The following is a 26,311-nucleotide window of genomic DNA, read 5'->3' as shown; positions in this document are numbered from 1 at the left end:
GGGCTTAAATTTAGGTTTTTAGCGATAAAAATTATCCACAAGTAAGGTTATCAAAATAAGTGATCGCAAAGACTCACTTACTTGAGTTAATTTTATGACGCCTAGTCATGGGTGTTGTTTGACTGGGTCTATCAATCGCTCAATCCCAAGACAGTCATCACCCCATCGAGTCCTGCGACGGTTACCGCATAATTCGCTTGGTCGCGCACAATCGGTTTGGCGCGATAGGCAATACCGATATCGGCTAGCCCTAGCATTGGCAAGTCATTAGCGCCATCGCCGACAGCAACAGTCTCTGACAGCTTAATGCCTAGACGCTGTGCTACGGCTTGCAAAATTTCGGCTTTACGCTTGCCATCTACAATCGCTGAGGTGATTTCACCTGTCACTAGATTATCGACGATATCTAGGTCATTGGCATAACTCTCATCCATCCCTAAGCTGCTCTTTACGTATTCGGCAAAATAGTTAAAGCCGCCTGAGACCAATACCACATAGTAACCATGATTTTTCAGTGCGCTAATCAAGCGTTTTGCCCCTGGGCTAAAGGTAACGTGATTGGCAATAATATCTTCGAGCACCTCACTTGATAACCCTTTAAGCAAAGCCACACGGCGAGTAAAGCTTTCGGCAAAATCAATTTCGCCGCGCATCGCAGATTCGGTGATCGTATCGACTTGCTCACCAATCCCGGCTTTTTTTGCCAATTCCACAATTACTTCTTGCTCAATCAAGGTCGAATCCATATCAAACAACGCCAGTTTATGCGGGCGCACCAATGTCGCAAGGGGCATGACATTGACATCTACATGATAGAGGTTGTTGGCGGCGATTTGTTTGACACGGTGCGGTAAGTCTTGGATATCGCTATCTGATTCCAGCGTCAAAATCCAGCGAATCGTCGTCACAGGGCTGGTTTGCTCAGCTTGGGCGAGTGTGTCATTGGCTTGCCAATCAAGCTCATTGACTAAGGTGTCTTGATGTAAGAGGCGAATGGCAGGATGAAGGCTTGCAAGGGTTTGGCTAATTTGGCTCAATAGCCCCAATTCAAACTTGGCAGCGCTTAGGGTAATCGCGTAACTATGGGGAAAATGCTGATTAAGTTGATACAAAAAATTCGTCGTCATGGTAGTTTACCCCTTGTATGCCAAAAAAATAAACATGATAATGTAGCATTTAATCGCTCCTAAAGAAAGTTTAATCTACCCATGAATCATCTAGCCCCCCGTCAAGGCAAATTCGCTATTGTGCTACTTATTAGTTTTTGTTTACATTTTTTGATGCTGACTTTTAGTAGTGAAAAATCCCAATACGAGCAGCGTACCCAAAAGGGTGAAAAAATTGTTGAACAGTTAGCCAAAGAAGCCATGGTGGGCATCACGAGCCAAGATAGAATTAGCCTGAGCGTCTTGGCAAACCGCTACCAAGTTGATCAGGAAGTTGCCAAGCTTGTCATCAGTGACCAAAACAATCAGCCGCTGGTGCAAACGGGACAAGCGCAAAACGAAGTGGGGCAGGTGATTGACAAACCCATTATCCAAAACAACCAAGTCCTCGGTCACGCCACCATCACCATGAAAGCGGTATCCAAAGGTGAGATTGTCAGTAGTCAGTGGTTGTTTGTATTAGGGTCAGCAATTTTGCATGGGTTTTTATGGTTGATTTATGGCTATATGGCGCGCCCAACGCAGGAACAGCTTGCGCAATTGGGTGAAAAAGTGCAGCAGCATATCGCGCTTGCCCGTGGCGGCTTAGCACCCAGCAACAGGGTATTGACAGCCGATGGTGAATTGCAGTTGGATGACCATGACGCCTTATACAATCAAGCAGAAGATAGCAGCGCGGCCGCGCAACCTGCCGCCACTGGCAAAACCATCAATGATTTTTTAAATCGAGAAAAATCAAAATCTGCTAAAGACATTCCCCAAACCCAGCCCACAGCGACCAACATGACTGACAATCTGGCTCAAGAAGCGACAGTAGACAGCCAAAAACAACCCGAAATCGAATTACAAATTCATTTTTACGACCAGTATCATCTGCTAAAACGGGTGGCACCTGAAGTTGCAAAACCGTATTTTCAATTGTGTAATCAGCTATTGATGCGCGCATCAAACAGTTTATTTAACTCGTCAAACAATGTGTTAAATCGCTATATCAAAGACGTGTATATCAAAGACAACTCGCATTTTAATGCCAACGGCGCGGTCGTTCATCTAGCAGGTAAAGCCGAGCAATTGCCACTGGCAGCGGTGTTATTGTCAAAATTGTTGATTATCCTCAACCAAGTGGTATACGAAAAACACCGTGAGCTATCGCGTTTTGCTTTGCCATTAACCATCGGTACCAGTATCAGTCATCAATTCGATGACGTACAAAAACTGATGGCAAACCACGCCAAAGAAGATGGTTTATTGCTCCTGTATCCACTGGATTTACTTAAAACGTTAGATGGCAAAGTGCAGTTTAAAAACCTGCAACATCCGACCACTATCACAGAGCGTGAGATGGTTTGGTACAACGGTTTATCAGAAACCTTGATGACCGAACTCATTGCCAAACGCGATGAAATTTTGACCGCCACAGAAAAATAAACGAATCATGGCTATTTTTTCTTTCGCCACTTGACTTGACTGACAAAACCCATTATAAGGCTTTATGAAATTGCAAATTTATCGAATCGACCAGCGAAAGGAGCAATAAATGGCTGATCCAGATATTGATGATAGCTTTGAAGATGACAGTTTTGATGATGACGATGACGCGCGACTCGTGGATGACGACGCATCGGGTCGAAGTCGGGCAAGTAGTCTTGAAAAACGTCGTTTGATTGATAATTTATTGGAAGAAAAGCGTCTAGAGCGCTCACTTAAAGACAGTTTTGATGACGATCTTGATGACTTAGACGATGACGACGATTTTGACGATGATGAGTTGTAAGTCAAGCAAAAGGTTAATACACTAGGTATTAACCTTTCTTTTTTCAATCCGCTTTTTTGATAGCATACTAGGATAACCACCATGGATTTTGATGATTTAATCGATTTTTTAGACAGTGATGATAATGAATTTGGGCTATCGAGCATCGCTACACACGGCTTTTTAACCGCCTCTATTGTCGGCAAACCTTTAGACAATTGGCAAACCTATCTTTTTGAAGGGCATGAAAAACAAGTCAAGCCAGAGGTGTTATCAGCCATTGTACAGTGGCGTGATGAGCTGCAAGCCATGCTGCAAGATGAGCGTGAAATTGAGCTACCTTTTGATGTCGACGAAACTGATTATCTCGATATTGAAAACTCAGAAATCAGCGAATGGTCGGTGGGTTTTGTTGATGCCATGTATGCCAGCGATGACGAAGAAGATGATTGGCTTGATGATGACGACAGCGAAGAAGATGTGGCAATGCTGACGTTACCGATGATTTTGTTTAGTGGCATTGATGAAGACCAACCGGATATGCAAGAGCTACTCAAAGACCCAGAAACCATGAGTCAGATGGCACAAGCCATAGAAAAAAACATCGTTGAGTTGTTTTTGTTATTTCATACCAATGACTAAATGATGGGTCGTAACAAACCAAGGGCGTATTCAATACGCCCTTTTTATTTACCGCATTATTTTTGCTCTAGTTGTGGTACGTCTGAGCCGTGGGCATTGGATAACAAACCTGATTGGCTATATAACGCCAATTTAGCCCGGGTATCTGAAATATCTAGATTGCGCATGGTAAGCTGACCGATACGATCCATTGGCGTGAACGCCGCATCTTCCACTTTTTCCATTGATAGACGTTCTGGTTGGTAGGTCAAATTGTCAGATTTAGTATTTAAGATGGTATAGTCATTACCGCGGCGTAGCTCGATGGTGACTTCACCCGTGATAGCTTTAGCGACCCAGCGCTGGGCGGTTTCACGAAGCATCAAGGCTTGTGAGTCAAACCAGCGACCTTGGTACAACAAGCGACCTAGGCGTAAGCCATTGATACGGTACTGCTCGATGGTGTCTTCGTTATGAATCCCAGTGACCAAACGCTCATAGGCAATGTGTAACAGCGCCATGGCAGGGGCTTCATAGATACCCCGTGATTTGGCTTCGATGATACGGTTCTCAATTTGGTCACTCATCCCAAGACCATGACGACCGCCGATTTCGTTGGCTTTTAAAATCAAATCCACTGGGCTATCAAAGATTTCGTCGTTGATTGCCACGGGCATGCCTTGTTCAAAGCGTACGGTCACCGTTTCTTTGTCGATTTTGACATTTTCATCCCAAAATGCCACACCCATAATCGGCTCAACGATGTGCATGCTGGCATCCAAAAACTCCAAATCTTTGGCTTCATGCGTCGCACCGAGCATATTTGAGTCGGTTGAGTAGGCTTTTTCTTTGGACATTTTGTAGTCAAAGCCATTGTCGATTAAGAACTGTGACATCTCGCTACGACCCCCCAATTCATCAATGAAGGTTTGGTCAAGCCACGGTTTATAGATTTTAAGGGCAGGGTTGGTGAGTAACCCATAACGGTAAAAACGCTCAATGTCATTGCCTTTATAAGTTGAGCCATCGCCCCAAATGTTGACATCATCTTCTTTCATGGCAGTCACTAGCATGGTGCCTGTGACCGCACGACCCAGTGGCGTGGTGTTAAAGTAGGGCATACCACCAGTGCTGACATGAAACGCACCACATTGAATTGCGGCAATACCTTCAAGCGCCAATTGCAAACGGCAATCAATCAAACGCGCTTTGACCGCACCGTATTGGTCGGCTTTTTTCGGAATGGCGTTGTAATCGTCTTCGTCAGGTTGACCTAAGTTTGCGGTATAAGCGTATGGCAGCGCGCCTTTTTGCTTCATCCAAAGTAGCGCAGCCGAGGTATCAAGTCCGCCTGAAAACGCGATACCGACTTTTTGCCCGACGGGGACAGATTGTAAAATGGTGGCGTTATTGGTGGCATTGTTTGTGGTATCGTGGCTCATAACCTTTCCTATCAAGTCATCAAAAAATAATCTGTAAAATCAACCTATCGAATTATTGTAACATTTTTGTCAACGTGTTTTTCGCCATTTTTTGACAATTACCCATAATTTGTCACAATAAAAAAGCCAATCATTTGATTGGCTTTATCGGCTAAATGGCGGTTATTGGTACAAGACTTCGACGATTTCGTACTCAACCTCACCGCTTGGGGTTTGGATTTTGGCTTCATCGCCTTCTGATTTGCCAATCAGACCGCGCGCGATGGGCGAGTTAATCGAGATTTTGTTGGCTTTAAAATCCGCTTCATCATCACCCACAATCTTATAGCGTTTTTGCTCTTCCGTGTCGAGATTTTCAATCACTACTGTGACGCCAAACACTACGCGACCTTCTTGCGGTAGTTTGAGCGGATCAATGACTTCAGCCCCGCCCAATTTGGCTTCAATATCGCGAATACGGGCTTCACAAAATCCTTGCTGCTCGCGGGCAGCATGATACTCGGCATTTTCTTTTAAATCGCCATGTTCGCGCGCTTCGGCAATCGCTGCGGTAATACGTGGCCGGTCAACGGTTTTGAGCTGTTTGAGCTCTTCTTCTAAAGCCGCGTGACCTTGAGGCGTCATTGGATAACGTTGCATAGGGGATTCCTTTTGTCACAAATAGGGATTCAAACGGCAAGATTGCCAAAGTAACAAGTCACAAAAAATGGTCATCAACTCTCGTGATTGACCACTATCTATTTTGTATAGATGAAAAAAACCATGCTAGACAGGGCTACTGCCTAACAAGGTTCTAGTAAAAAATTTGCTGTGCTGCGTCAATCACCACAATAACCGTATTTTACTTGATAACGGCTTGTGATGCAAAGCATTCACTCAATTGACTGCATGAACCCTCACATTACCAAGTTGAGCTGATGGTAACACCCACCGCTTTATTTTCATACCAAGGTAAAATAGTGGCATTGTCAAACGGTTGCGTCATCACCAAACCACTGACGACACCCAGCGCGCAGCCAGCAACCACATCACGCGTATGGTGTTTGTCGGCATCCACACGTGACCAGCCCACATAGGCGGCAGGAATCATTGCCATCGAGCCATAGCGCCAGCCATAGCGTTGACCGATGAAAGTCGCGCCCGCGCAAGAATCACTAGCATGCCCTGACGGAAATGAGTAATCTTCGCCATTGGGACGTTCGCCCCACGCGGTGTCATTGGTGGTGTACTTGAGCGCATAGGTAGCCGCCAAATTGGTTGCCATGGTTTTACCTAGTTGATACACGCCTTCTTGGTCATGTTTGGCAAGTGCCATGCCTAAGCCTGCTACCGGGATAGCAATATGCAATATATCGCCCGCTTTTTCGCTATCGCTTTTGGCATATACCGTTGTCGTCGGCGCTAATATAGCAGCGAGCAGTATGACGTTAAAGGTCTTAGAAGGTTGTCCCATGGCATTCACACCCTGATTGTGGTTAATGGTCAAAACATTGATAAACGTGGCTGTACTTAGGGCAAACCCAGTCTACACCCTAAACCTTAGGATTATCTTAACCCATAAAAAAATACTGACAGCGCTGGCTATCAGTATTTTAGACTAGCGGTGATTATTCATGTGTCTGTGTATGTAGCGCTTGGAGCTTATACACATCAAATGGCAGTTGCACTTTATACGCTTGGGTAACTGCTGCCGCAGCATTTAAGGTGGTCACATTAAATACTTTATGCTGTAAGGCTGAGCGGCGAATCGAGAACGAGTCTTCATGCGCTTGTTTGCCTTCAGTGGTATTGACCACAATCGCAATCTCACCGTTTTTGATGGCATCGACGATATGTGGGCGACCCTCGGTGACTTTGTTGATGCGCTCACAGGCGATACCGGCTTCGGTCAAGATTTTTTGGGTGCCTGAGGTTGCCACAAGTTTAAAGCCATAGTCGGCAAATTGTTTTGCCACTGGTACCAGATTGGCTTTGTCGCTTTCACGCACTGATAAGAAGACTTTTTTAACTTCATTCTCCACTGGCAAACCGGGCAATCTATCATTACTGCCAATGATGGCTTTATAGTAAGCTTCACCAAAGGTCTGACCCACACCCATGACTTCACCGGTTGATTTCATCTCAGGGCTTAAAATGGGGTCAACGCCTGGGAATTTGGCAAAAGGGAAGACCGCTTCTTTGACCGCAAAAAATGTTGGAATCACCTCAGTGGTAAAGTTTTGTTCCACAAGCGTTGTGCCAGCCATACAACGCGCAGCGACTTGCGCAAGTGAAGTGCCGATGCATTTTGATACGAAAGGCACCGTACGTGAGGCACGCGGATTGACTTCAAGAATATAAACCACACCATCTTTGACCGCGTATTGGACGTTCATCAAGCCCACCACACCCAGCTCTTTTGCCATCGCCACGGTTTGTTCGCGCATCACATCACAAATCTCTTGGCTGAGTGAATACGGAGGGATTGAACACGCTGAATCGCCTGAATGCACGCCCGCTTGTTCGATGTGCTGCATGATACCGCCAATCACCACATTGGTGCCGTCAGAGATACAATCCACGTCCACTTCAATCGCATCATCCAAGAAGCGGTCCAGTAATACAGGGGCTTCGTTGGACGCTTGTACGGCTTCACGCAAATAACGACGCAGTTCGTTTTCGTTGTAGACGATTTCCATCGCGCGACCGCCCAACACGTAAGAGGGACGGACAACTAGGGGATAGCCCACTTGCGTCGCTTTCACGATACCGTCTTCGGTACTGGTCGCCAAGGCATTAGGTGGCTGAGTAAAGCCCAATTGCTGAATCATGTGTTGGAAACGTTCACGGTCTTCTGCACGGTCAATCGCATCTGGGCTGGTACCGATGATATGCACGCCAGCGGCCTCCAGTGCACGCGCTAATTTTAATGGCGTTTGTCCACCGTACTGCACAATCACGCCTTCGGGCTTTTCGATGCGCACGATTTCAAGCACATCTTCTAACGTAATAGGCTCAAAGTATAGACGGTCAGAGGTGTCATAGTCAGTTGAAACCGTTTCAGGGTTACAGTTGACCATGATGGTCTCATAACCATCTTCACGCATTGCCAAGGCGGCGTGCACACAGCAATAGTCAAATTCAATACCTTGACCAATGCGGTTGGGACCACCACCGATAACCATGATTTTTTTGTTGTTGGTTGGATTGGCTTCACATTCGTCATCATAGCTTGAATACATATAAGCGGTCGAAGTCGAAAACTCCGCGGCACAAGTATCCACGCGTTTGTACACAGGATACACGCCCAAATCCCAACGTTTTTTACGCAGTTGTTTTTGTGAAATACCCAAGAGCGTTGCCAAGCGTAAATCTGATAACCCTTTACGTTTGAATTGACGCAAGTTGTCGCGGGTCAAACCGCCAAAGCCAGTTTCTTTCACCAATTTTTCCGTTTTGACGATGTCTTCAATTTGCACTAAAAACCAAGGGTCAATACGAGTAAACTCAAAAACCTCATCCACGCTCATGCCAAAACGGAAGGCATCAGCAATATAGAAAATACGGTCAGGTGTAGGGGTTTTTAACTTAACTTTTAAGGTGCTGCAAATGGTATCCTCGTCTTGATTGAAATCAAGATACTCATCAAAACCATTCACCCCAATCTCAAGACCGCGTAACGCTTTTTGCATCGACTCTTGGAAGTTACGACCAATCGCCATCACTTCGCCCACCGATTTCATTTGGGTAGATAAAGTGCTGTCAGCTTGGGGGAATTTTTCAAAGTTAAAGCGCGGTACTTTAGTCACCACATAGTCAATGGCAGGCTCAAAGCTAGCTGGGGTCAAGCCGCCTGTAATGTCATTGCTGAGTTCATCGAGGGTGTAGCCGACGGCAAGTTTTGCTGCGATTTTGGCAATCGGGAAACCCGTGGCTTTAGATGCCAATGCAGATGAACGGCTGACACGTGGGTTCATCTCGATGACGACCATACGACCTGTTTTTGGGTCAATACCAAATTGTACGTTTGAACCACCGGTCTCGACGCCAATCTCACGCAGCACCGCCAATGACGCATTACGCATGATTTGGTATTCTTTATCCGTCAAAGTCTGAGCAGGTGCTACAGTGATAGAGTCGCCTGTATGCACACCCATAGGGTCAAAGTTTTCAATCGAACAGACGATGATACAGTTGTCTTTTTTGTCACGGACAACTTCCATCTCGTACTCTTTCCAACCGATTAGGCTTTCATCAATCAATAGTTGGTGAGTGGGCGATAAGTCAAAACCACGCTCACAAATCTCGACAAATTCGTCGCGGTTGTAAGCGATGCCGCCACCCGAACCCCCCATAGTAAACGACGGGCGAATGATGCAGGGAAAGCCGACTTTGGCTTGAATAGCGAAGGCTTGTTCCATGGTTTCGGCTACTTCGGCGCGTGGGCACTCTAAGCCGATTTTTTTCATTGCTTTATCAAATAAATTGCGGTCTTCGGCTTTTTCGATGGCGTCTTTGGTCGCACCAATCAGCTCACAGCCATATTTTTCCAGTACGCCATATTTGTCCAAGTCTAACGCACAGTTGAGCGCGGTTTGTCCGCCCATGGTTGGCAAGATAGCATCAGGGCGTTCTTTATCAATGATGCGCTCTACCGTTTGCCAAGTGATGGGCTCGATGTAGGTTGCGTCTGCCATGACAGGGTCAGTCATGATGGTGGCGGGGTTTGAGTTAACCAGAATGACGCGGTAGCCTTCTTCACGCAAGGCTTTACAGGCTTGTGCGCCTGAATAGTCAAATTCACAGGCTTGTCCGATGACGATAGGACCTGCGCCGATGATAAGAATGGATTTGATGTCGGTACGTTTTGGCATTGCTTTACACCCTTTTTAACTGCATTACATAAAATTTAAAATAAAAAACTGAGTACTAACTGATGTTTTAAAACCCTAATTTTAAAAAAAGCGCGATTAACGCACTTTTTATTATAAATAAAACTCACCTTTGCCCACTTCGATGACATTGCCACCCACAAAAATGTTTTGCTCGTTATCGACGTTGAGCGTCAAGCGGTTGGGTCTGCCCATGTCATCGCCTTGGTGAATGGCTTTGCTTATCGGATAGTGATTTTGGCTAATATTGCCACCAAAATGGCTTTCAGCAAAGACATTAACCAGGTGAAAAGGGTATTGTTGCATTTACGCTTTCGCCTTTGCCATCATAGCTGCGAATTTATCAAATAGTGGCGCACAGTCATGGGGTCCTGGACTTGCCTCTGGATGTCCTTGAAAACTAAACGCAGGCTTATCGGTCAGCTCAATGCCTTGATTTGAGCCATCAAATAACGAACGATGCGTCACTTTAATATTGCTAGGAAGCGTACTTTCATCCACGGCAAAACCGTGGTTTTGTGAGGTAATCATCACCGTACCTTGCTCGATATCTTGCACAGGATGGTTGGCACCATGGTGACCAAATTTCATCTTCAAGGTTTGTGCGCCGCTAGCCAGTGCCAATAGCTGATGACCTAGACAAATCCCAAACAGCGGAATATCGGTTTGGGTAATGATGTGTTTAATCGCCTCAATGGCGTAAGTACAAGGTTCAGGGTCGCCAGGACCATTGGATAAGAAAATACCATCTGGGTTATGTTTGAGCACCTCATCGATAGGCGTTTGGGCTGGCACAACGGTGACATGACAGCCGCGGTCAACGAGCATCCGCAAGATGTTGGTTTTGACGCCAAAGTCATACGCCACGATGTTAAATTTTTGCTCGATGTCAGTACCCAATTCTTTAAAGCGACCACAAGTTGGGCTCACTTCTGGACTCACCAATTGCCATGAGCCTTGCGTCCAGGTAAAACCTGCTTGGTCACAGCAGACTTTCGCCAAGTCCATGCCTTTGATACCGGCAAAGCTTTTGGCAAGTTCGATTGCTTTGGCCTCATCGAGCTGACCGTCACTATCGGCGGTCATAATACAACCGTTTTGTGCGCCTTTTTCACGTAGTAGGCGAGTGAGTTTACGGGTGTCGATATCAGCGATGGCAACGGTGTTATGGTTAATCAGATACTCGCTTAGTGATTGGCTTGAGCGAAAGTTACTGGTTGCCATGGTCAAATCACGGATAATCAATCCATTTGCCCACACTTTATGAATGCGACCTGACTCTGTGTCTTCATCGTTAGTGCCAGTGTTACCGATATGCGGATAGGTCAAAGTGACGATTTGCTGGGCGTAGCTTGGGTCGGTCAAGATTTCTTGGTAACCTGTCATCGCAGTATTAAACACGACTTCACCAACGGTATGTCCGCTAGCACCGATGCTGCGACCATAAAAAACCGTACCATCTGCCAATGCCAAAATTGCTTTTGCGTAATTCGTGTTCACCTAGTGCCTCCGCTCGTATCCTGTGTTCTACCTAAGTGTGCGACGGTATACGATGCCCACTCAATGCACATACCGTAAAAAGTATCGCCCACAAAAAAGCGAGAAGACATTGATTTTAAAGAAAATAGCTAACTGGTTTTAATGCGTTACCAGTCTGTGCCATTAACTTTATCATGCCAACTCGCTAAGGTTTGATTTTGCCTATTTTAACAGAACTTCACAAAAAAAGGTAGCCAAAATTTTTTTCGAAATACAGTCTAAAAACTACGTAAACTGGGTTGAAACAAACCGACCACAAACCAAATCGTTTCAACAATCCAAATGATCAGTACATACAAGCGGATTTGCTCGGCGGTCCAATCTAGCGAAAACCAGCCAATTAGCCACCAAGATTGCCAACCTTCTAGCCATTTTGCACCATTTCCCAGCAGCACCCAACCATAAAATATACTGCTAAGCAAAAACAGCAACAACCAATGCAGTACCGACATTTTGCTTATTCCTTCAACATTTGCTTTATGGATTTTACCCAAATGCCGCCACAAAGCGCGTAAGGATTTGTGCTAAACTGGTAAAAAATTCTGATAAGGTGCGCTTTAACCGCCCTTTAAAAAAGAGAACAAGCATGAATATTCTTACCCCCCAAACTGTGGTGATTATCGGCGGCGGCAATGTGGGTTTATCCTTTGCTTTACTGCTTGCCGACAAAGGCATCTCAAGTACGTTACTAGAAAAAGCCAACTATCCGACCATCAGCCCTGATGATGACTTAGACCGCGAGCAATTTGACAGCCGTAACATTGCGCTGTCACGCCGTACGGTACAAATTTATCGTAGTATGACCTTTAATGGCAAAGCGCTATGGGATGACTTGCAAAGCCATGCCTGCCGCATTGATGAAGTTAACATCAGTGAAGAAGGTAGTTTTGGTAAAGCCACCCTCAACAAAGAAGCCGAAGGGGTGGAAAGTTTTGGACAAGTGATGGAAAACGCATGGCTTGGCAAAAAATTACTGCTCGCCGTGCAAAACAATCCGCTGATAACCCTGCTAGACGGTGCCACTTTGACCGATATACAACAGACGGCAACCGATGTCACCATTCGCTTTGACCAAGACCACCAAGCTCGCCAAACCTTAACGGCTGATTTATTGGTAGCTTGTGATGGTCAGCATTCGCCAAGCCGGCAACTACTGGGCATTGGCGCAACTGCACACGATTATCACCAAGTCGGTGTCGTGGGCGTGGTCATGACAGACAAACCCCACCATCATCAAGCGATTGAACGCTTTAATAAAATGGGCGCAGTTGCCGTGTTGCCTTTGGTGGATGCGTTTGATATCGGTCAAGGGGACGGACGACAAGCCCAGCAAGGCTACCGCCGCTCTGTGGTGTGGGTGTGCCCAAAAGGCGAAGAACAGCGCTATTTGGATGACGACCAATACTTTCTTGACACCATTCAACAAGCCTTTGGCAGCTTAGCAGGCAGGTTTGTCAAAGCGGGCAAACGCGGCGCGTATCCACTGGTCAAAATATTGGCAGATAGTCAAGTCAAAGGTCGCTGCGTCATCATGGGCAATGCTGCCCACACCTTGCACCCTGTGGCAGGACAAGGCTTTAACCTATGTATGCGCGATGCTGATACGCTCGCCAAAATGCTGGCACAGCAAGTGATGCGCGGCGAAGATCTTGGCGATAGTAGTATGCTACAAACTTACGCCAAACGCCGTAAAGTCGACCAAAAACGGGTAGAAATTTTCTGCGATACGGTGGTGTATGGCTTTATGCATCAAAATCCACTGCTCAAAATCGCGCGTAACGTCGGACTCATTGCCTTTGATAAAGTACCATTTATAAAGCCAGCTGTGGCTACCTTTGCGATGGGGCTGAAATCATGAAAAACACTACATTAATCATCGGCGGTGGTGTTGTTGGCGCGACATTGGCGTTAAAGCTTGCCCAAGCGCGCCACCCTGTCACCTTAATCGATGCTCGCCCAAAACTTTTAGCAGCCGACTGGGACAAGAAACTCACCGAGCGTGACGCCCGCGTGTATGCGCTAAGTGTTGCCAGTATCAACCTACTCAAAGAGGTCGATGCATGGCAGCGTATCGAACAAAGCAAACGCAAAGCCGACTATACCCAAATGCAGGTATGGCAAACCAATGGCGTGGGCGAGCTAAATTTTGGTGATGCTCAAACACCGCAATTATTGGGTAGTATGGTTGAGCCCTTTATCATCGAAAAAGCGCTGTATGACGGTTTTGACGATGAGCGGCTTGTCCATCAGGGTCAATCCTATTTGCGTCATATTGCAGGGCATAAGGTCACTGATATTGCGTGGCAAGGTGAAGATTTGGGGTATCAAGTTAGCTTAGATAATGGCACCACGCATCAAGGTAAGCTATTAATCGGGGCTGACGGGCGCGGCTCTATGGTACGCCAAGCGGCAGGGATTGGGTTAGATACCTTGGCGTATCAGCAAACGGCAATCTGCTGCGCCATCAAAACCGAGCAGCCACACAAGGCGACAGCCCGACAAGTGTTTTTGCCGACAGGGCCTTTGGCACTATTACCGTTGGCAGATGTGACGGCTGACGATCAGGCAAATCCGCAACATTGGCAATCGGTGGTATGGACATTGCCGACCAATGCGGCACTTGATTTACTCACGCTGACGCCAAAAGAGCTCGCCAAAGAACTCGCCTTTGCCAGTGGCTATGCCTTAGGGGATATCACTGAGATTGAGTCAATCGCCAGTTTCCCACTGGGTGCCCAACATGCCAAAAATTATGTCAAAGCTAACTTGGCGTTGATTGGCGATGCCGCGCATGGGGTGCATCCTTTGGCGGGACAAGGCTTAAACTTGGGTATGCTGGATATCATCGCATTGAGCGATATTTTGCAAAAAGATTATCAGCGGTCAGGTAACAAGCTATGGGCAAGTTTTGCCACCTTACAGCGTTATGAGCGTCAACGCTACGCTAATAACGCGATGATGATGCACAGCTTTTCAGGGATTAATTGGATTTTTGGCACACAGTTGCGTCCGATTCAGCAGCTACGCAGTGAAGGCGTCAGCGCAGTTAGCAAAATCACACCCTTGATGAAATTTTTTACCCAAAAAGCCAGTGGCATCTAAAAGTTTTTAACAGCAAAAAAAATCCTCGATAAGCTATCGAGGATTTTTAACGATGAATCAACCGTGAAAGGTGATTTATTTCGCTGGGCTTGCAACGGTTGTAACGGTTGTGGTACCGGTTGCAGGAATTGCGTTGTCATCAATAATGTATGCATCGACACGGCGACCTTCTTGGTCTTTACCCGCAGCACCTGTCGTGTCTTGAGGTTTGATCAATTCAAGTTGTAATTGTGGCACACCATTAGCTACTAAGAATGATCTAACCGCTTGGGCACGCTCTTTTGCTAGCTTCTCATTGGCAGCAGCATTACCTGTGCTGTCGGTATAACCACTGATACCGATTTTTTTGCCTTGTTTAGCGGCTTCAAGGATATCATTGGCTTTTTCTGTGGCATTACCAGCAACTTGTGCTTTACCCGTAGCAAAGTAGAAGCTTAGGCGACCATTTTCAAATACCACTGAAGGTTCAGTGCTAGAGATAGTTGTTGCCGTGGTTTCAGTTGTGGTCATCGTGGTGCCAGATGCCATTGGCATACTTGCTACCGCCATGTCAGTGGTTGATGCTACAGGCATTGCCATGCTATCTGTTGCACTTGCCGCAGAGACTTCAGTCGTAGTAGTGGTTGTCGTTGTTGAAGCAGTGGTAGAAGCCACAACTGGCGTCGCGACTGGTTCAGTTTTGTTACATGATTTTAACAATGCCCAAGCGAGTGCGCCTAAAATCAACAGGCCAATAATTGGCAGTAACATTTTCATCAAGCCGCCTTCTTCAGCTTTAGGCGTAGCAACTAGATGCTCCTCTGTACGAGTAGTGGTTTGGACAGTAGGCGTGGTCGCTGCATGCACAGGCGCCAAATTCAACATAGTTAAAATGCCCGCTGGGATAAATGCATATGCCCAAGCAGGAATTACAGAAGCCACAGACGCAATATTATTTGACAAGAAAGTATTGAGTGGTGTTGTACCTGCAAGTGAGCGTAATTCACGCAGTACCAGCGGCGCGGCACGGCTTACCAACGAACTAGTTTCTTGCTCTGGTACACTGTAATGACGTGAGAGCTGTTGCACTAGCTCTGTGCGGTGGGTAGTATCTGGTAGTACACGGTCAAAAAAGCCGTGGTCATCATCAGCGATGGTTGCATTAGCAAAGCTGTTAGAGACGTTACCGTCAGCAAGACGGGCAACCATAATAGCGTATAATTTTTCTAATAAAGATGAGCGGTTTTCGTCATTTGCATTATTTAAAAGAACGGGTGTTACTGTACGGGTTAAATGTTCAATGATATTCATAATTCAATCCTCAACAAAATGAAGGGTTATCAACCACCATAAAACCAATGTATTATTTTTATATCCAGCACACTAGCCAATAATTCTATTATATATTTTCAAAAATTATTATTTATGGTTGTTGGGTTTGTTATTGCATTGCTAATTAATTTACGCTTAACAATACTAAGAAAAACTGCCGCAAGACAGGGGATTTTGTTAAGTCTTTTGCAGTATTACTCAAATATAACTAATAAATTAAAGCAAAATGGGGTCGCCTTCAGTTATGTTAAGGTAACTATTGCGTAAATATTGTGTTAAAAATTCAAATCGTCCCCATTTTGGGTAAACTTGGGTAAGGGTGTGTTGCTCAAAGTTGAAGGGTTTGTCATTAGCTTCATACTACAAGGTTAGCGTTATACTGCAAGACAGCTTTAGGTATCATCTATATCAATAAATTCACATTTGGCTTATTGAGATAATACGCTATCTTTATCATAATCATACTTATCATTATTTATTGCTATTTTGAGGTGCTATGTCACTCTTTTCTAACCATACTTTATTTATCATTATCATTACGGTGGTTGTCAGTTTATTAGCTTGGCAATCGCCCCAACTGATGCAAAGGTTGATTTTTTATCCGCCTGCGGTGCAGCGTGGACAAGTCGATCGCTTTGTTACCCATGGTTTTATCCATGCCGATGGCATGCACTTATTTTTTAATATGTTTACTTTGTATTCGTTTGGACAAGCGGTGCAGGGATTGTTCATGTCCAAACTCGGTAGTCTAGGGTTTGTGCTGTTTTATCTTGCCGCTTTGGTGGTGGCAATTATGCCAACCTATCTAAAACAAAAGAACAATCCTCGGTATAGCAGTCTAGGCGCATCGGGCGCTGTTTCAGCAGTAATTTTTAGCTATATCTTGATGAATCCTTGGTCGACATTGTTGCTGTTTGTGATTCCTGTACCTGCGATTGTGTTCGCGGTGGCTTATGTGGCATATAGTGTGTGGGCGGATGGGCAAGGTCGCGGCAGTATCAATCATTCGGCACATTTGGTGGGTGGTATTTTTGGTATGTTAGCCACGATTGCCATTGAGCCAGCTATTGTGGCGCATTTTTTTAACCAATTAATGCACCCAAGATTTTTAGGCTTTGGTGGCTAACATTGAATGGCTAAAAATAGGGACTAAAAATTGCGTGGCACCGCTTGCCTGATTACAGCTTGCCCAGTTACAAGTTACCTAGTTAGCAGTCGCTTGGCTAATTATCGGTAAAGCCGTAAGAAAGCAGTAAAAAGGGGAAAAGTATGATTTATGATGTGATTGGTGATGTGCATGGTCAGGCAGATAAACTCATTGGGCTACTGACGCAGTTGGGCTATCACCATGATGGTCAGTGTTTTCAAGCACCCCCCAATCACCAAGCGATTTTTATCGGCGACTTGATTGATCGGGGCAGTCAACAGCTGCAAACCTTATCTATTGTATTTGCGATGATTGACCACGGGCAAGCGCTCGCGGTCATGGGTAATCACGAGTATAATGCATTAGCTTACGCCACACCCGATGCCCGTGATGCAAGCCAATATTTACGACAACATGATGATAGACATACCTCGCAGCATCAAGCCTTCCTTGATGAAGTAGGGTTTGGTAGTGAGTTGCACCAGTTTTGGCTCAAGCGGTTTTATGAATTACCACTGTGGTTAGCGTTGGATGATGCGTGTTTTGTGCATGCTTGTTGGGACAGTGACGCGATGGCGATTTTAAAACCGCTGTTAACGACAGACAATCGCTTGACGCCCGTTGCGCTGCAAAAAACCAGTGAGGAAGGCACACCACCTTTTGAGGCACTGGAAAGAGTGCTTAAAGGTGTGGAAGCACCGCTACCTGAAGGCATTCATCTAGTGGATAAAGAAGGTCATCAACGTAAAAATGTACGGGTACAGTGGTGGCAACCGAGTTTGTCGTTTCAGCCGATTCACCAGATCGCGCGCGCCAGTCAAGAGGATTTGATTCATATCCCTAAAGACACGCTGACCGCTGAGATTGTGTTTGGGCTTGACCATGACAAACCTATTTTTGTCGGGCATTATTGGCTCAATGGCACGCCTGAGCTGCTTAGTCATCAAGTGGTTTGTGTGGATTATTCTGCTGCCAAAGATGGGTTTTTGACAGCTTATCAATTTGACACCGATCATCCGGCTTTGAGCTCAGCGAATTTTATTCAATATCAGCATTGACCCAAAGCTAAACGGTAAACTGGGTGTAACATAAATTAAAACATTTGTATAAAGCTTACGGCTAAAAATGATAGCCAGTGAGCAAACGATTAAGATGAGTTAGGTATGATTCGACGTCCGATTGAGCCGCTAAAGATGCTATTTGTGCTGCAAGGCTCGTATTTTAAACGGCTGATTGTGCCACAAGTTTTGTTGTTTATTTTTTCCTTTCTTATTTACTTTTATCAAACCCACATCGCTACCGAGCCTGTACCGCTCAATCCTTCGGTGTTTGCGATACTCGGTATCTCACTTGCGATTTTCCACGGGTTTTGTAATAACGCAGCGTATGATCGGTTTTGGGAAGGGCGCAAGCTGTGGGGCACACTGGTTTGGCTAAGTCGCAACATCGCTCGTCAAGTGCTGACACTGCCCAATGTCAGTATGGCGGAAAAACAAGCCTTTATCCGTCATCAAATCGCTTTTGTCCATAGTCTTCGCCAGCAGCTAAGGGGTGAAGATAATACAGCAAACCTGCAGCGGCTATTAACGGTTGAAGAACAGCAAGCCGTGGTTGGGCAAGACTTTATTGCCTTACGCTTGACCCAAATCATGGGGCAGATGCTCGCCAACTGGCAAGCCGAGCAAAAAATCGATGTTTGGCAGTGGCAAAGCTTGGATACCACCTTGGGGGAGATTGCCCATATCCAAGCGGGCTGTGAACGCATTAATAACACACCGATTCCGTATGCCTATTTTGTGCTGCTGCATCGCACTGTGTATCTGTATTGCTTTATGCTGCCGTTTGGACTGGGCAATGCGATTGGCTGGGTAACGCCATTTGTAGTCAGCTTTGTCGGCTACACCTTTATGGCACTCAATGAAATCGTCGATGAAATCAGCGAGCCGTTTGGTACGGGGGAAAACGAATTGCCCCTAGGGATGATGTGCGATACGATTGAGACGCAGCTAGCCATGCTTAGTCAGCAACAATTTGCCCCTGAGCAAAAGCCGCGAGTACCCGCCAATGTGGTGATATAGTTACCGCATAGATTTTGATTTTCAAGGGTAAAAAATCATGCTATATTAAGTTTTAACCGTGCATTTCATGCACGTTTTTTTATTTTAAGTCCGTCAATTTTTTGGCAAAAGGAATTTTCCATGTCAGCAAGTCAGCCAAACGCCCAGACAAACCAACTACCACCACCCATCCCATCGCCACAAGGTCAAGCCAAAGTTGGTATTATCATGGGTAGTCAATCTGACTGGGAAACCATGCAAAACGCCGCACAAGTGCTAGCGGATTTTGGGGTGCCATTTGAGTGTGAAGTGGTATCGGCACATCGCACCCCTGATAGATTGTTTGACTATGCCAAGACTGCCAAAGCTCGCGGACTGTCTGTGATTATCGCAGGGGCAGGCGGCGCGGCGCATCTGCCCGGGATGTGTGCGTCTCAGACGGATTTGCCTGTGCTTGGAGTGCCTGTCAAGTCTTCCATCTTAAGCGGTTGGGATAGTTTGCTATCCATCGTGCAAATGCCCAAAGGGGTGGCGGTGGGTACGCTTGCCATCGGTGCAGCGGGTGCGGCAAATGCAGGGCTGCTGGCAGCGCAAATTTTGGCGATTGGTGATAGCACCCTCGCGCAAAAAATCAGTGATTTTCGCGCCAAACAAACCCAAACGATTTTGGATAATCCAATACCTGGGGTGATGTGATAATGAGCGATGAAAACCGCATTTGCTAAGCTGTTACAAGTCTATGAAATTGATCATCAAACTATTGCTGACTGCTGGCAAAACATAGTCACTCACTACCAGCAGCCTCACCGCCATTATCACACGCTTCACCATATTCAGGCGTTATTAGAACAGTTTGACGGGATAAAAGATCAGCTAAAGCAACCTGAAAGCGTGCTATTGGCGATTTTTTACCATGATGTCATCTATCAAACCCAAGGCAAACCAGCCATGAGCAACGAACGCCAAAGCGCGGCGTATTTTATCGCCGAATTGGGCGGTTTTTTGCCAATAGACTTGCAAAATCGAGTTGTTGAATTGATTATCGCCACCGAAAAACACGAACTTGCCGACACGAACGACAGCGATATGGCGTATTTTTTGGATATGGATTTGCGTATTTTGGGGCAGACTGACTTGGTTTATCAAGCCTATTGCCAACAAATTCGCCTTGAATATCAACACGTTGCCAAGTTCTTGTATAATTTTTCTCGTAAAAAAGCCTTAAAAAGGTTTTTGGATAGAAAGCGGCTGTATTTTACCGAACGATTTTCTACACAGTATGAGCAGCAAGCAAGGCAGAATATTAAGAGCGAAATCAAGACGTTAATGATATTTTAATTTTTACCATTTTGAAGCAAGGCTTAATCAGTTGGGTTAAGCCTTTTTTTATCACCAAACATTTATAAAACTGCCTAGTTACGGTAAAATCCGTTAATTACCTTTTTCACATTCCTTTCTTTTTTATTGTAAAAGTTGACCATCTATGAGCACGCAACATCAAATCGCCCAAGCCTTAACGTCTTTAGAAAACGCTTACAACCCAAGCGACATCGAAAACGGCATGTACCAAATGTGGGAAGACAAAGGCTACTTTCAGCCAAGCTATGATAAACAACAATCGTTTTCTATTGCCCTGCCACCGCCCAATGTCACAGGCTCGCTGCACATGGGGCATGGCTTTAACAATGCCATCATGGACACGCTCACCCGCTATCACCGAATGCTGGGCGAAAATACCCTCTGGCAACCAGGCACTGACCACGCAGGGATTGCCACGCAAATGGTCGTTGAGCGTCAATTGAACGCCCAAGGCATCAAACGCCATGATTTGGGTCGTGAAAAATTCCTTGAAAAGATTTGGGAGTGGAAAGCCGAGAGCGGTGGCAACATCACCCGCCAAATCCGCCGTCTAGGTAGCTCGGTGGACTGGAGCCGTGAGCGTTTTACCATGGATGATGGCTTGTCCAATGCCGTCAAAGAAGTGTTCGTGCGTCTGTACGAAGATGGGCTGATTTATCGCGGTAAACGTCTAGTCAACTGGGATACTAAGCTACAAACTGCGTTATCCGACCTTGAAGTAGAAAATCATGACGAGAAAGGCTCACTGTGGCATTTTCGCTATTATTTGACCGATAAAAATGCCAAAACCCAAGACGGTAAAAATTATCTAGTCGTTGCCACCACCCGCCCAGAGACCTTGCTCGGTGATACCGCCGTTGCCGTGAACCCAGAAGACGCACGCTACCAGCATCTTATCGGACAAACCGTGACGCTACCGATTACCGGTCGCATTGTGCCGATTGTGGGCGATGACAAAGCGGTGGACATGGAATTTGGCACAGGCTGTGTCAAAATCACCCCTGCCCATGACTTTAATGACTACGAAACAGGCAAGCGCCACAATTTGCCGATGATTAATATCTTTGATAATTCAGCGCATATCTTGCCAGAGATGCAGATTTTCACTGATTTGCAAACCAAAGAGCCACAGCTTGAGACCACACCTAGTGAGTATGCAGGACTTGAGCGGTTTGCTGCGCGTAAAAAAATGGTTGAGCAAAGCGAGGCTGAAGGCTGGCTTGAAGAAATCAAACCGCATGATTTAAAAGTGCCCAAAGGCGACCGCAGTAACACCATCGTTGAGCCGTGGCTCACTGACCAATGGTATGTGTCCATCGAAAAACTGGCAAAACCTGCCATTGAGGCGGTGGAAGACGGTCGCACCGAGTTTGTCCCTGCTCAGTACAAAAATATGTATATGGCGTGGATGCGCGATATCCAAGACTGGTGTATCAGCCGTCAGCTTTGGTGGGGACACCGTATCCCTGCGTGGTACGATGACGAGGGCAATATCTATGTCGGGCGTGATGAAGCGGAAGTCCGCCAAAAATATCAACTTTCTGATAGCTTAGCGCTGCGCCAAGATAGTGACGTACTAGATACTTGGTTTAGCTCGGCATTGTGGACGTTTAGCACCCTTGATTGGACAGGTGAGCTAAACTTTGACGACTACAGCCAAGCGCTCAAAACCTTTCACCCAACCAGCGTATTGGTCACAGGTTTTGACATCATTTTCTTCTGGGTCGCTCGTATGATGATGATGACCCTATACTTTATCAAAGACAAAGATGGCAACCCGCAAGTGCCGTTTAAGACGGTGTATGTGCATGGCTTGGTGCGTGATGGACAAGGGCAAAAAATGTCCAAATCCAAAGGCAACGTACTTGACCCGATTGACCTGATTGACGGCATTGATTTAGAAACCCTAGTCGCCAAACGCACCACAGGTCTTATGAACCCCAAAGACGCGCAAAAAATCGAAAAAGCCACGCGCAAAGAATTTGCCGACGGCATCCCTGCGTTTGGCACGGACGCGCTGCGCTTTACTTTCACGTCGCTTGCCAGTACGGGACGTGATATCAATTTTGACCTCAAACGCATTGAAGGCAATCGCAATTTTTGTAATAAAATTTGGAACGCCACCCGTTTTGTGCTGATGAACTGTGTCGATAAGGAAGGAAACGCCCTCAACATCGACAAAACCGCCAATACCGAGTTGTGGGAATTGCCAGAGCAGTGGATTATGAGCCGTCTAAACTCCACGGTGAAAGCCATCCATGAGCACATGAGCCAGTACCGTTTTGACTTGGTGAGCCAAGATATCTATGAGTTTATCTGGAATGAATACTGCGACTGGTATGTCGAGCTTGCCAAATCGAGCTTAAACGATGAATCGGTGAGTGCCGAGCGTAAAGCCCAAATCCGCTATGTGTTGCTCAACTGCCTTGAAGTCGCCATGCGCTTTACCCATCCGATTATGCCGTATATCACCGAGAGCATTTGGCAGACCATTGCCCCTATCATCGATAAAAAAGCGACTGACAGTATCATGACGGCTGCCTTCCCAACAGCGGATGATAGCCTAATCAGCCTACAAACCGAGCATGACATGACGTGGCTACAAGCGCTGATTGGGGCGATTCGTAACATCCGTGGTGAGATGAAGCTTGGCAATGCGGTGCGTCTGCCTGTGCTACTTGATAACATCAGCGATGAGGAAACCGCGCGTCTTAGCCGTATTGAAAATCAGTTTAAATCGCTTGCCAAAGTCGATACGCTGACTATTGTCAATGCGGGGGACGGCGCTGATAAAGAGTTACCGTTATCGTCATCGAGTATGGTCGGGCAGTTAAAAGTGCTAGTGCCGATGAAAGGCTTGATTGACCTGACGGCGGAGCTTAATCGCCTTGCCAAAGCGCAAGAAAAACTTACCAAACAGGCTGAAAGTCTGCGTAGTAAATTGTCCAATGAAGCATTTGTGAGTAAAGCCCCTGCCAATGTGGTGGAAAGCGAGAAAGCGAAATTGGCGGAAATGGATACGCAACTTGCTGAAATGAATAAGCAAATTGAGCAATTAAAGGCGATTTGATAACTGGGTTAAAATAAGATTTTGAGAAATCAAAATCTTATTTTTTTTGGGGCAATAAATATGTCGGAATTAATGAATAGTATAGTCTCTGGCTTAGTTGGCGGTGCTTTAGTTTTATTTATTGAAAGATTTTTGGATTACAGGAAAGAAAAGAAAGCTGAAAATATTAAAAAGTCCTTAGCTAATCCAAACTCAAAAAGATTACTGACAAATGAATTAGTTGATACTTTTAGTCCTGAACGTAATTTTAATAAAGTTAAAGAAATACTTGGCGAACCTGACAAGACATATGAAGACCATTCAATTTTTGAAGAAGAAAATCAATTCAATAGCGGCGAAAAAATTTATAAATCAGATTTGTATAAGCTAGAAAATGCATATTTAAAAGTTACTACTCAAGATAAAGTAAGTATCTATTCAATCACTGTATTACCTTTTGATGAATCTATAAATATACCTTACTATGATTTCTTCTCAGATAATACACTCATAAATAGAAATGCTACGTTAAATCAAGATTTTCTGAAATGTCTCAAGAGATACCAAGAAATTAGAACTATTAGAGAAATGGCGTTAGGAGTACAAACTTATACTGGAGCACCTTTTTATAAACATTTGACATTATTTACTTACTATACAGATTTACAAAATGGTATTGATGAATTGGATAGAAAAAATATTGAAGGCTTTTGTCTAAGTGGTGATGATGACGCTTTTTACATCTATGAATATGAACAAAGATAATGATGGTAAGTCAAAAAATCTTAAATGCCGTTGTTCAAGAGATTAAATCGACACCAGCAGATGAGTTAGAAAAACGACTTCAACAGTCAGAACAATCTGCTTTTGCTCAATCAATTAATGAACTTTCGGCATTTTAACGTTCAACTCCGACCGCCAAAAAGCCAAAACGTTTAGCTTTGCGTACCTTTTCGGTATATCGAGCAGAAGCGTTGAATCGTCGAAATAGAGTAAAGCAGCGTTTAAGTTTTAGTAGATAATTTGTAACCTAATAAAAAATCCACAAAATCTGTGGGTTTTATTTTTATCACCAAAAGTTTATTGGTATAAATTTCTTTTTATAAGAATATTTATTTAAGTCAGCTATAATCCTTTAAATTATAAATGCTTAAACCACTAGTTAAAGGAATAGCAATGAAAAAAACAGCCTATATATTCTTATCGACCTTATCAATGGTATCGCTATCACTTAGCACTACAAGTTATGCTGATACAGCCCTAAATTCAGTAGCACCCGTCGGCGTCAAAGACACACTATCCCAAGTCATGACAACCAAAAAACTACGCGTCTGCTCACCAGGCGATTACAAGCCATTTAGCTATGATAATAACGGTAAATTCGAAGGGATTGATAATGACTTGGTGAATGGCTTGGCGAAAAGTCTTGGCGCAGATGTGGTGATGGTAAAGACCAGCTGGTCGAATTTATTAAGTGATTTTAACGCGGATAAATGCGATATTGCCGTTGGTGGTATTTCTATCTCACTACCACGCCAACAGCAGGCATTATTTACTGAGCCTTATTTCGTCAATGGTAAAACGCCCCTAGTACGCTGTCCCGATGTTAAAAAATATCAAACCATCGACCAAATCAACCGTCCTAACGTGCGTATCGTTGCCAATCCAGGCGGTAGTAATGAAAACTTTGCAAAAACAGCGTTGAGTAATGCCAATTTAACAATGCAAAAAGACAATCTCGTTATCTTTGATGAAGTCGCGCAAAAACGTGCTGACGTATTCGTGACAGAAGCGGCAGAAGCGAGAGTCAAACAACATGAATACAAAGGCGTACTCTGCGCCGTTAATCCCGATAAACCATTAAAATCAGCCTTAAACGGTTGGCTTATCCCAAATAATGATTTTCGCTTCAAAGCCTATGTTGACCAGTATCTCAATCTAGAAAAATTATCGGGCAATCTCGATACAACCATCAATAAATGGATACCAAAAGATTAATTAAATTTTTAAAATGCTAAAAAACCCACAAAATCTGTGGGTTTTGTTTTAACTGTTACATATTTGGCAAAAATCAATGCGCCTCATCCCAATTATCACCAACGCCGACTTCAACGACGAGCGGCACCGCAAAATCCACATCCCAGCCTTTATCTTTGGCTGTCTTAGATAGCACATTTTGCATAGCGCTTTTTATCAAATTGCTAATATCTTCAACCTTATTGTTTTAAAACCAATCTTCCAATTTTAAGCCTAAGCCACTCACCCTACCAAACTCACCCATATTATGAGTTACCAAAATCAAATCATTAGCCATTGCCATCCCCGCAATCTGCACATCATAAGAACCAATCGGCTTGCCCATACGCTCTAACTCAACTCGAATTTGGGCAGTCGCTTCGGCAGATTTTTCATTAAAATCAACCCAACTTACTTGGTTTTTAAGAATAGCAAGTTGGGCAATACGTTTTTGCGGACTGGTGGATTTTAAAATCCCAACTTGCAACTCATAATAAACCACACTCGACAAAACAATCTCACTTGGCTGACAAGCCAATAATCGCTCCTTGACGTTGCCTAAGCCTTTGAAATAATAGATAAGAGTGTTGGTGTCCAGTAAATACTTCATAACGGCTCTCTAGGCACGTCTTGGCTCATTGAGTGACGGATGTCTTCCAAAGTTGGAAAATCCTGCCACGCTCCTGCCAACTCATGCACGTCAGACGACCATTGATTCTTAACTTTATTAGGCTGATTAAGCATACCAACACGTTGCTTGATTAACTTATCAAGCCAACTAGTAGATGACAAGTTTTCCGCTTTGGCTTGATGCAGCACTTGTTCAAGTACCTCATCATCAAGGGTTAAAACAATTTGCGCCATGTTTCTCTCCTTAT

Annotated in this window: 25 protein-coding genes; 14 read left to right on the top strand and 11 right to left on the bottom strand. The window is 45.0% G+C overall.

All coding sequences use genetic code 11. The features are described from left to right. Window positions 1-131 precede the first annotated feature (131 nt). Window positions 132-1,127: a phosphoserine phosphatase SerB gene (serB, locus tag RTJ53_RS10395; RefSeq protein ID WP_309596761.1), complete on the bottom strand. Its 996-nt coding sequence runs from the start codon at window positions 1,125-1,127 to the stop codon at window positions 132-134. A gap of 81 nt (window positions 1,128-1,208) precedes the next feature. Between serB and RTJ53_RS10390 the strand changes: the two genes are divergently transcribed. From RTJ53_RS10390 to RTJ53_RS10380, 3 genes are all read left to right on the top strand, one after another. Then, window positions 1,209-2,594 (top strand): hypothetical protein, encoded by a 1,386-nt coding sequence (locus RTJ53_RS10390; protein WP_312276894.1) that lies wholly within the window; start codon window positions 1,209-1,211, stop codon window positions 2,592-2,594. Between the two features lie 109 nt (window positions 2,595-2,703). Further along, window positions 2,704-2,940: a PA3496 family putative envelope integrity protein gene (locus RTJ53_RS10385; protein WP_060995306.1), complete on the top strand. Its 237-nt coding sequence runs from the start codon at window positions 2,704-2,706 to the stop codon at window positions 2,938-2,940. A gap of 81 nt (window positions 2,941-3,021) precedes the next feature. Beyond that, the gene (locus tag RTJ53_RS10380; RefSeq protein WP_159374190.1) at window positions 3,022-3,561 is read left to right on the top strand and encodes a YecA/YgfB family protein; all 540 of its coding nucleotides are present in this window, start codon (window positions 3,022-3,024) and stop codon (window positions 3,559-3,561) included. A gap of 56 nt (window positions 3,562-3,617) precedes the next feature. Here the strand turns inward: RTJ53_RS10380 and argG are convergent, their stop codons facing one another. The 7 genes from argG to RTJ53_RS10345 all read right to left on the bottom strand — a co-directional run bounded on the left by argG (window position 3,618) and on the right by RTJ53_RS10345 (window position 11,844). Continuing rightward, on the bottom strand, window positions 3,618-4,982 hold the full coding sequence (gene argG, locus RTJ53_RS10375) for an argininosuccinate synthase (RefSeq protein ID WP_159374191.1): 1,365 nt from the start codon (window positions 4,980-4,982) through the stop codon (window positions 3,618-3,620). Window positions 4,983-5,144: 162 nt separating this feature from the next. Then, window positions 5,145-5,621, bottom strand: a complete 477-nt coding sequence (gene greA / locus RTJ53_RS10370; RefSeq protein ID WP_007116148.1) for a transcription elongation factor GreA — start codon at window positions 5,619-5,621, stop codon at window positions 5,145-5,147. 262 nt (window positions 5,622-5,883) lie between these two features. Continuing rightward, window positions 5,884-6,435 (bottom strand): phosphatase PAP2 family protein, encoded by a 552-nt coding sequence (locus RTJ53_RS10365; RefSeq protein WP_312276893.1) that lies wholly within the window; start codon window positions 6,433-6,435, stop codon window positions 5,884-5,886. A gap of 154 nt (window positions 6,436-6,589) precedes the next feature. Continuing rightward, window positions 6,590-9,835 (bottom strand): carbamoyl-phosphate synthase large subunit, encoded by a 3,246-nt coding sequence (carB, locus tag RTJ53_RS10360; protein ID WP_312276892.1) that lies wholly within the window; start codon window positions 9,833-9,835, stop codon window positions 6,590-6,592. A 111-nt stretch (window positions 9,836-9,946) separates the two neighbouring features. After that, on the bottom strand, window positions 9,947-10,159 hold the full coding sequence (locus RTJ53_RS10355) for a hypothetical protein (RefSeq protein ID WP_312276891.1): 213 nt from the start codon (window positions 10,157-10,159) through the stop codon (window positions 9,947-9,949). Beyond that, the gene (carA, locus tag RTJ53_RS10350; protein WP_312276890.1) at window positions 10,160-11,353 is read right to left on the bottom strand and encodes a glutamine-hydrolyzing carbamoyl-phosphate synthase small subunit; all 1,194 of its coding nucleotides are present in this window, start codon (window positions 11,351-11,353) and stop codon (window positions 10,160-10,162) included. Between the two features lie 257 nt (window positions 11,354-11,610). Beyond that, window positions 11,611-11,844: a hypothetical protein gene (locus tag RTJ53_RS10345; protein WP_159768778.1), complete on the bottom strand. Its 234-nt coding sequence runs from the start codon at window positions 11,842-11,844 to the stop codon at window positions 11,611-11,613. A 134-nt stretch (window positions 11,845-11,978) separates the two neighbouring features. Here RTJ53_RS10345 and RTJ53_RS10340 point away from each other — a divergent pair, with 134 nt between their 5' ends. Then, a complete protein-coding gene (locus RTJ53_RS10340) occupies window positions 11,979-13,250 on the top strand; it encodes an FAD-dependent monooxygenase (RefSeq protein ID WP_312276889.1) in 1,272 nt (423 codons plus the stop codon). Further along, on the top strand, window positions 13,247-14,494 hold the full coding sequence (locus RTJ53_RS10335; RefSeq protein WP_312276888.1) for an FAD-dependent monooxygenase: 1,248 nt from the start codon (window positions 13,247-13,249) through the stop codon (window positions 14,492-14,494). The genes RTJ53_RS10340 and RTJ53_RS10335 overlap by 4 nt, the downstream gene beginning before the upstream one ends. A gap of 75 nt (window positions 14,495-14,569) precedes the next feature. On the opposite strand, the gene RTJ53_RS10330 is transcribed toward RTJ53_RS10335, so the two are convergent. Beyond that, a complete protein-coding gene (locus RTJ53_RS10330; protein ID WP_312276887.1) occupies window positions 14,570-15,784 on the bottom strand; it encodes an OmpA family protein in 1,215 nt (404 codons plus the stop codon). Between the two features lie 517 nt (window positions 15,785-16,301). On the opposite strand from RTJ53_RS10330, the gene RTJ53_RS10325 reads away from it, so the two are divergent. The 9 genes from RTJ53_RS10325 (at window position 16,302) to RTJ53_RS10285 (ending at window position 25,415) form a co-directional block, all read left to right on the top strand. Continuing rightward, entirely contained in the window at window positions 16,302-16,931 is a 630-nt protein-coding gene (locus RTJ53_RS10325) for a rhomboid family intramembrane serine protease (protein ID WP_312276886.1), read from the top strand. Window positions 16,932-17,074: 143 nt separating this feature from the next. After that, window positions 17,075-18,010, top strand: coding sequence for a metallophosphoesterase (locus RTJ53_RS10320; protein WP_312276885.1), 936 nt, complete (start codon window positions 17,075-17,077; stop codon window positions 18,008-18,010). A 105-nt stretch (window positions 18,011-18,115) separates the two neighbouring features. Next, complete coding sequence (locus RTJ53_RS10315) at window positions 18,116-19,030, top strand: bestrophin family protein (protein ID WP_312276884.1); 915 nt, start codon at window positions 18,116-18,118, stop codon at window positions 19,028-19,030. A gap of 120 nt (window positions 19,031-19,150) precedes the next feature. Then, on the top strand, window positions 19,151-19,705 hold the full coding sequence (gene purE / locus RTJ53_RS10310; protein WP_312276883.1) for a 5-(carboxyamino)imidazole ribonucleotide mutase: 555 nt from the start codon (window positions 19,151-19,153) through the stop codon (window positions 19,703-19,705). Between the two features lie 9 nt (window positions 19,706-19,714). Next, on the top strand, window positions 19,715-20,347 hold the full coding sequence (locus RTJ53_RS10305; protein WP_312276882.1) for an HD domain-containing protein: 633 nt from the start codon (window positions 19,715-19,717) through the stop codon (window positions 20,345-20,347). 145 nt (window positions 20,348-20,492) lie between these two features. After that, window positions 20,493-23,438 carry a valine--tRNA ligase gene (locus RTJ53_RS10300; RefSeq protein WP_312276881.1) on the top strand — a complete coding sequence of 982 codons (2,946 nt, stop codon included), beginning with the start codon at window positions 20,493-20,495 and terminating at the stop codon, window positions 23,436-23,438. A gap of 60 nt (window positions 23,439-23,498) precedes the next feature. Continuing rightward, window positions 23,499-24,182, top strand: a complete 684-nt coding sequence (locus tag RTJ53_RS10295) for a hypothetical protein (protein ID WP_312276880.1) — start codon at window positions 23,499-23,501, stop codon at window positions 24,180-24,182. After that, window positions 24,182-24,319, top strand: a complete 138-nt coding sequence (locus tag RTJ53_RS10290) for a hypothetical protein (RefSeq protein ID WP_312276879.1) — start codon at window positions 24,182-24,184, stop codon at window positions 24,317-24,319. Before RTJ53_RS10295 ends, RTJ53_RS10290 begins: the two co-directional genes overlap by 1 nt. Before the next feature lie 274 nt (window positions 24,320-24,593). Beyond that, window positions 24,594-25,415 carry a transporter substrate-binding domain-containing protein gene (locus tag RTJ53_RS10285; RefSeq protein WP_312276878.1) on the top strand — a complete coding sequence of 274 codons (822 nt, stop codon included), beginning with the start codon at window positions 24,594-24,596 and terminating at the stop codon, window positions 25,413-25,415. 226 nt (window positions 25,416-25,641) lie between these two features. Here RTJ53_RS10285 and RTJ53_RS10280 read toward each other — a convergent pair whose 3' ends face one another. Further along, on the bottom strand, window positions 25,642-26,043 hold the full coding sequence (locus RTJ53_RS10280; protein ID WP_312276877.1) for a type II toxin-antitoxin system VapC family toxin: 402 nt from the start codon (window positions 26,041-26,043) through the stop codon (window positions 25,642-25,644). After that, window positions 26,040-26,297, bottom strand: a complete 258-nt coding sequence (locus RTJ53_RS10275) for a hypothetical protein (protein ID WP_312276876.1) — start codon at window positions 26,295-26,297, stop codon at window positions 26,040-26,042. The genes RTJ53_RS10280 and RTJ53_RS10275 overlap by 4 nt, the downstream gene beginning before the upstream one ends. Window positions 26,298-26,311 lie beyond the last annotated feature (14 nt).

It is taken from the genome of Moraxella sp. CTOTU46711, from assembly GCF_031975715.1.
GTDB lineage: Bacteria > Pseudomonadota > Gammaproteobacteria > Pseudomonadales > Moraxellaceae > Faucicola.
This window is presented reverse-complemented; position numbering and strand designations above follow the sequence as displayed.

Bases quoted from the DNA above. Each gene is read 5' to 3' on its own strand.
- RTJ53_RS10315 (WP_312276884.1), top strand. From the start codon at position 18,116: ATGATTCGACGTCCGATTGAGCCGCTAAAGATGCTATTTGTGCTGCAA.
- RTJ53_RS10340 (WP_312276889.1), top strand. From the start codon at position 11,979: ATGAATATTCTTACCCCCCAAACTGTGGTGATTATCGGCGGCGGCAAT.
- purE (WP_312276883.1), top strand. From the start codon at position 19,151: ATGTCAGCAAGTCAGCCAAACGCCCAGACAAACCAACTACCACCACCC.
- RTJ53_RS10355 (WP_312276891.1), bottom strand. From the start codon at position 10,159: ATGCAACAATACCCTTTTCACCTGGTTAATGTCTTTGCTGAAAGCCAT.
- RTJ53_RS10385 (WP_060995306.1), top strand. From the start codon at position 2,704: ATGGCTGATCCAGATATTGATGATAGCTTTGAAGATGACAGTTTTGAT.
- RTJ53_RS10330 (WP_312276887.1), bottom strand. From the start codon at position 15,784: ATGAATATCATTGAACATTTAACCCGTACAGTAACACCCGTTCTTTTA.
- RTJ53_RS10365 (WP_312276893.1), bottom strand. From the start codon at position 6,435: ATGGGACAACCTTCTAAGACCTTTAACGTCATACTGCTCGCTGCTATA.
- RTJ53_RS10280 (WP_312276877.1), bottom strand. From the start codon at position 26,043: ATGAAGTATTTACTGGACACCAACACTCTTATCTATTATTTCAAAGGC.
- RTJ53_RS10275 (WP_312276876.1), bottom strand. From the start codon at position 26,297: ATGGCGCAAATTGTTTTAACCCTTGATGATGAGGTACTTGAACAAGTG.
- RTJ53_RS10325 (WP_312276886.1), top strand. From the start codon at position 16,302: ATGTCACTCTTTTCTAACCATACTTTATTTATCATTATCATTACGGTG.
- RTJ53_RS10320 (WP_312276885.1), top strand. From the start codon at position 17,075: ATGATTTATGATGTGATTGGTGATGTGCATGGTCAGGCAGATAAACTC.
- carB (WP_312276892.1), bottom strand. From the start codon at position 9,835: ATGCCAAAACGTACCGACATCAAATCCATTCTTATCATCGGCGCAGGT.
- greA (WP_007116148.1), bottom strand. From the start codon at position 5,621: ATGCAACGTTATCCAATGACGCCTCAAGGTCACGCGGCTTTAGAAGAA.
- RTJ53_RS10380 (WP_159374190.1), top strand. From the start codon at position 3,022: ATGGATTTTGATGATTTAATCGATTTTTTAGACAGTGATGATAATGAA.
- RTJ53_RS10345 (WP_159768778.1), bottom strand. From the start codon at position 11,844: ATGTCGGTACTGCATTGGTTGTTGCTGTTTTTGCTTAGCAGTATATTT.
- argG (WP_159374191.1), bottom strand. From the start codon at position 4,982: ATGAGCCACGATACCACAAACAATGCCACCAATAACGCCACCATTTTA.
- RTJ53_RS10390 (WP_312276894.1), top strand. From the start codon at position 1,209: ATGAATCATCTAGCCCCCCGTCAAGGCAAATTCGCTATTGTGCTACTT.
- RTJ53_RS10285 (WP_312276878.1), top strand. From the start codon at position 24,594: ATGAAAAAAACAGCCTATATATTCTTATCGACCTTATCAATGGTATCG.
- serB (WP_309596761.1), bottom strand. From the start codon at position 1,127: ATGACGACGAATTTTTTGTATCAACTTAATCAGCATTTTCCCCATAGT.
- RTJ53_RS10335 (WP_312276888.1), top strand. From the start codon at position 13,247: ATGAAAAACACTACATTAATCATCGGCGGTGGTGTTGTTGGCGCGACA.
- RTJ53_RS10290 (WP_312276879.1), top strand. From the start codon at position 24,182: ATGATGGTAAGTCAAAAAATCTTAAATGCCGTTGTTCAAGAGATTAAA.
- RTJ53_RS10305 (WP_312276882.1), top strand. From the start codon at position 19,715: ATGAAAACCGCATTTGCTAAGCTGTTACAAGTCTATGAAATTGATCAT.
- RTJ53_RS10300 (WP_312276881.1), top strand. From the start codon at position 20,493: ATGAGCACGCAACATCAAATCGCCCAAGCCTTAACGTCTTTAGAAAAC.
- RTJ53_RS10295 (WP_312276880.1), top strand. From the start codon at position 23,499: ATGTCGGAATTAATGAATAGTATAGTCTCTGGCTTAGTTGGCGGTGCT.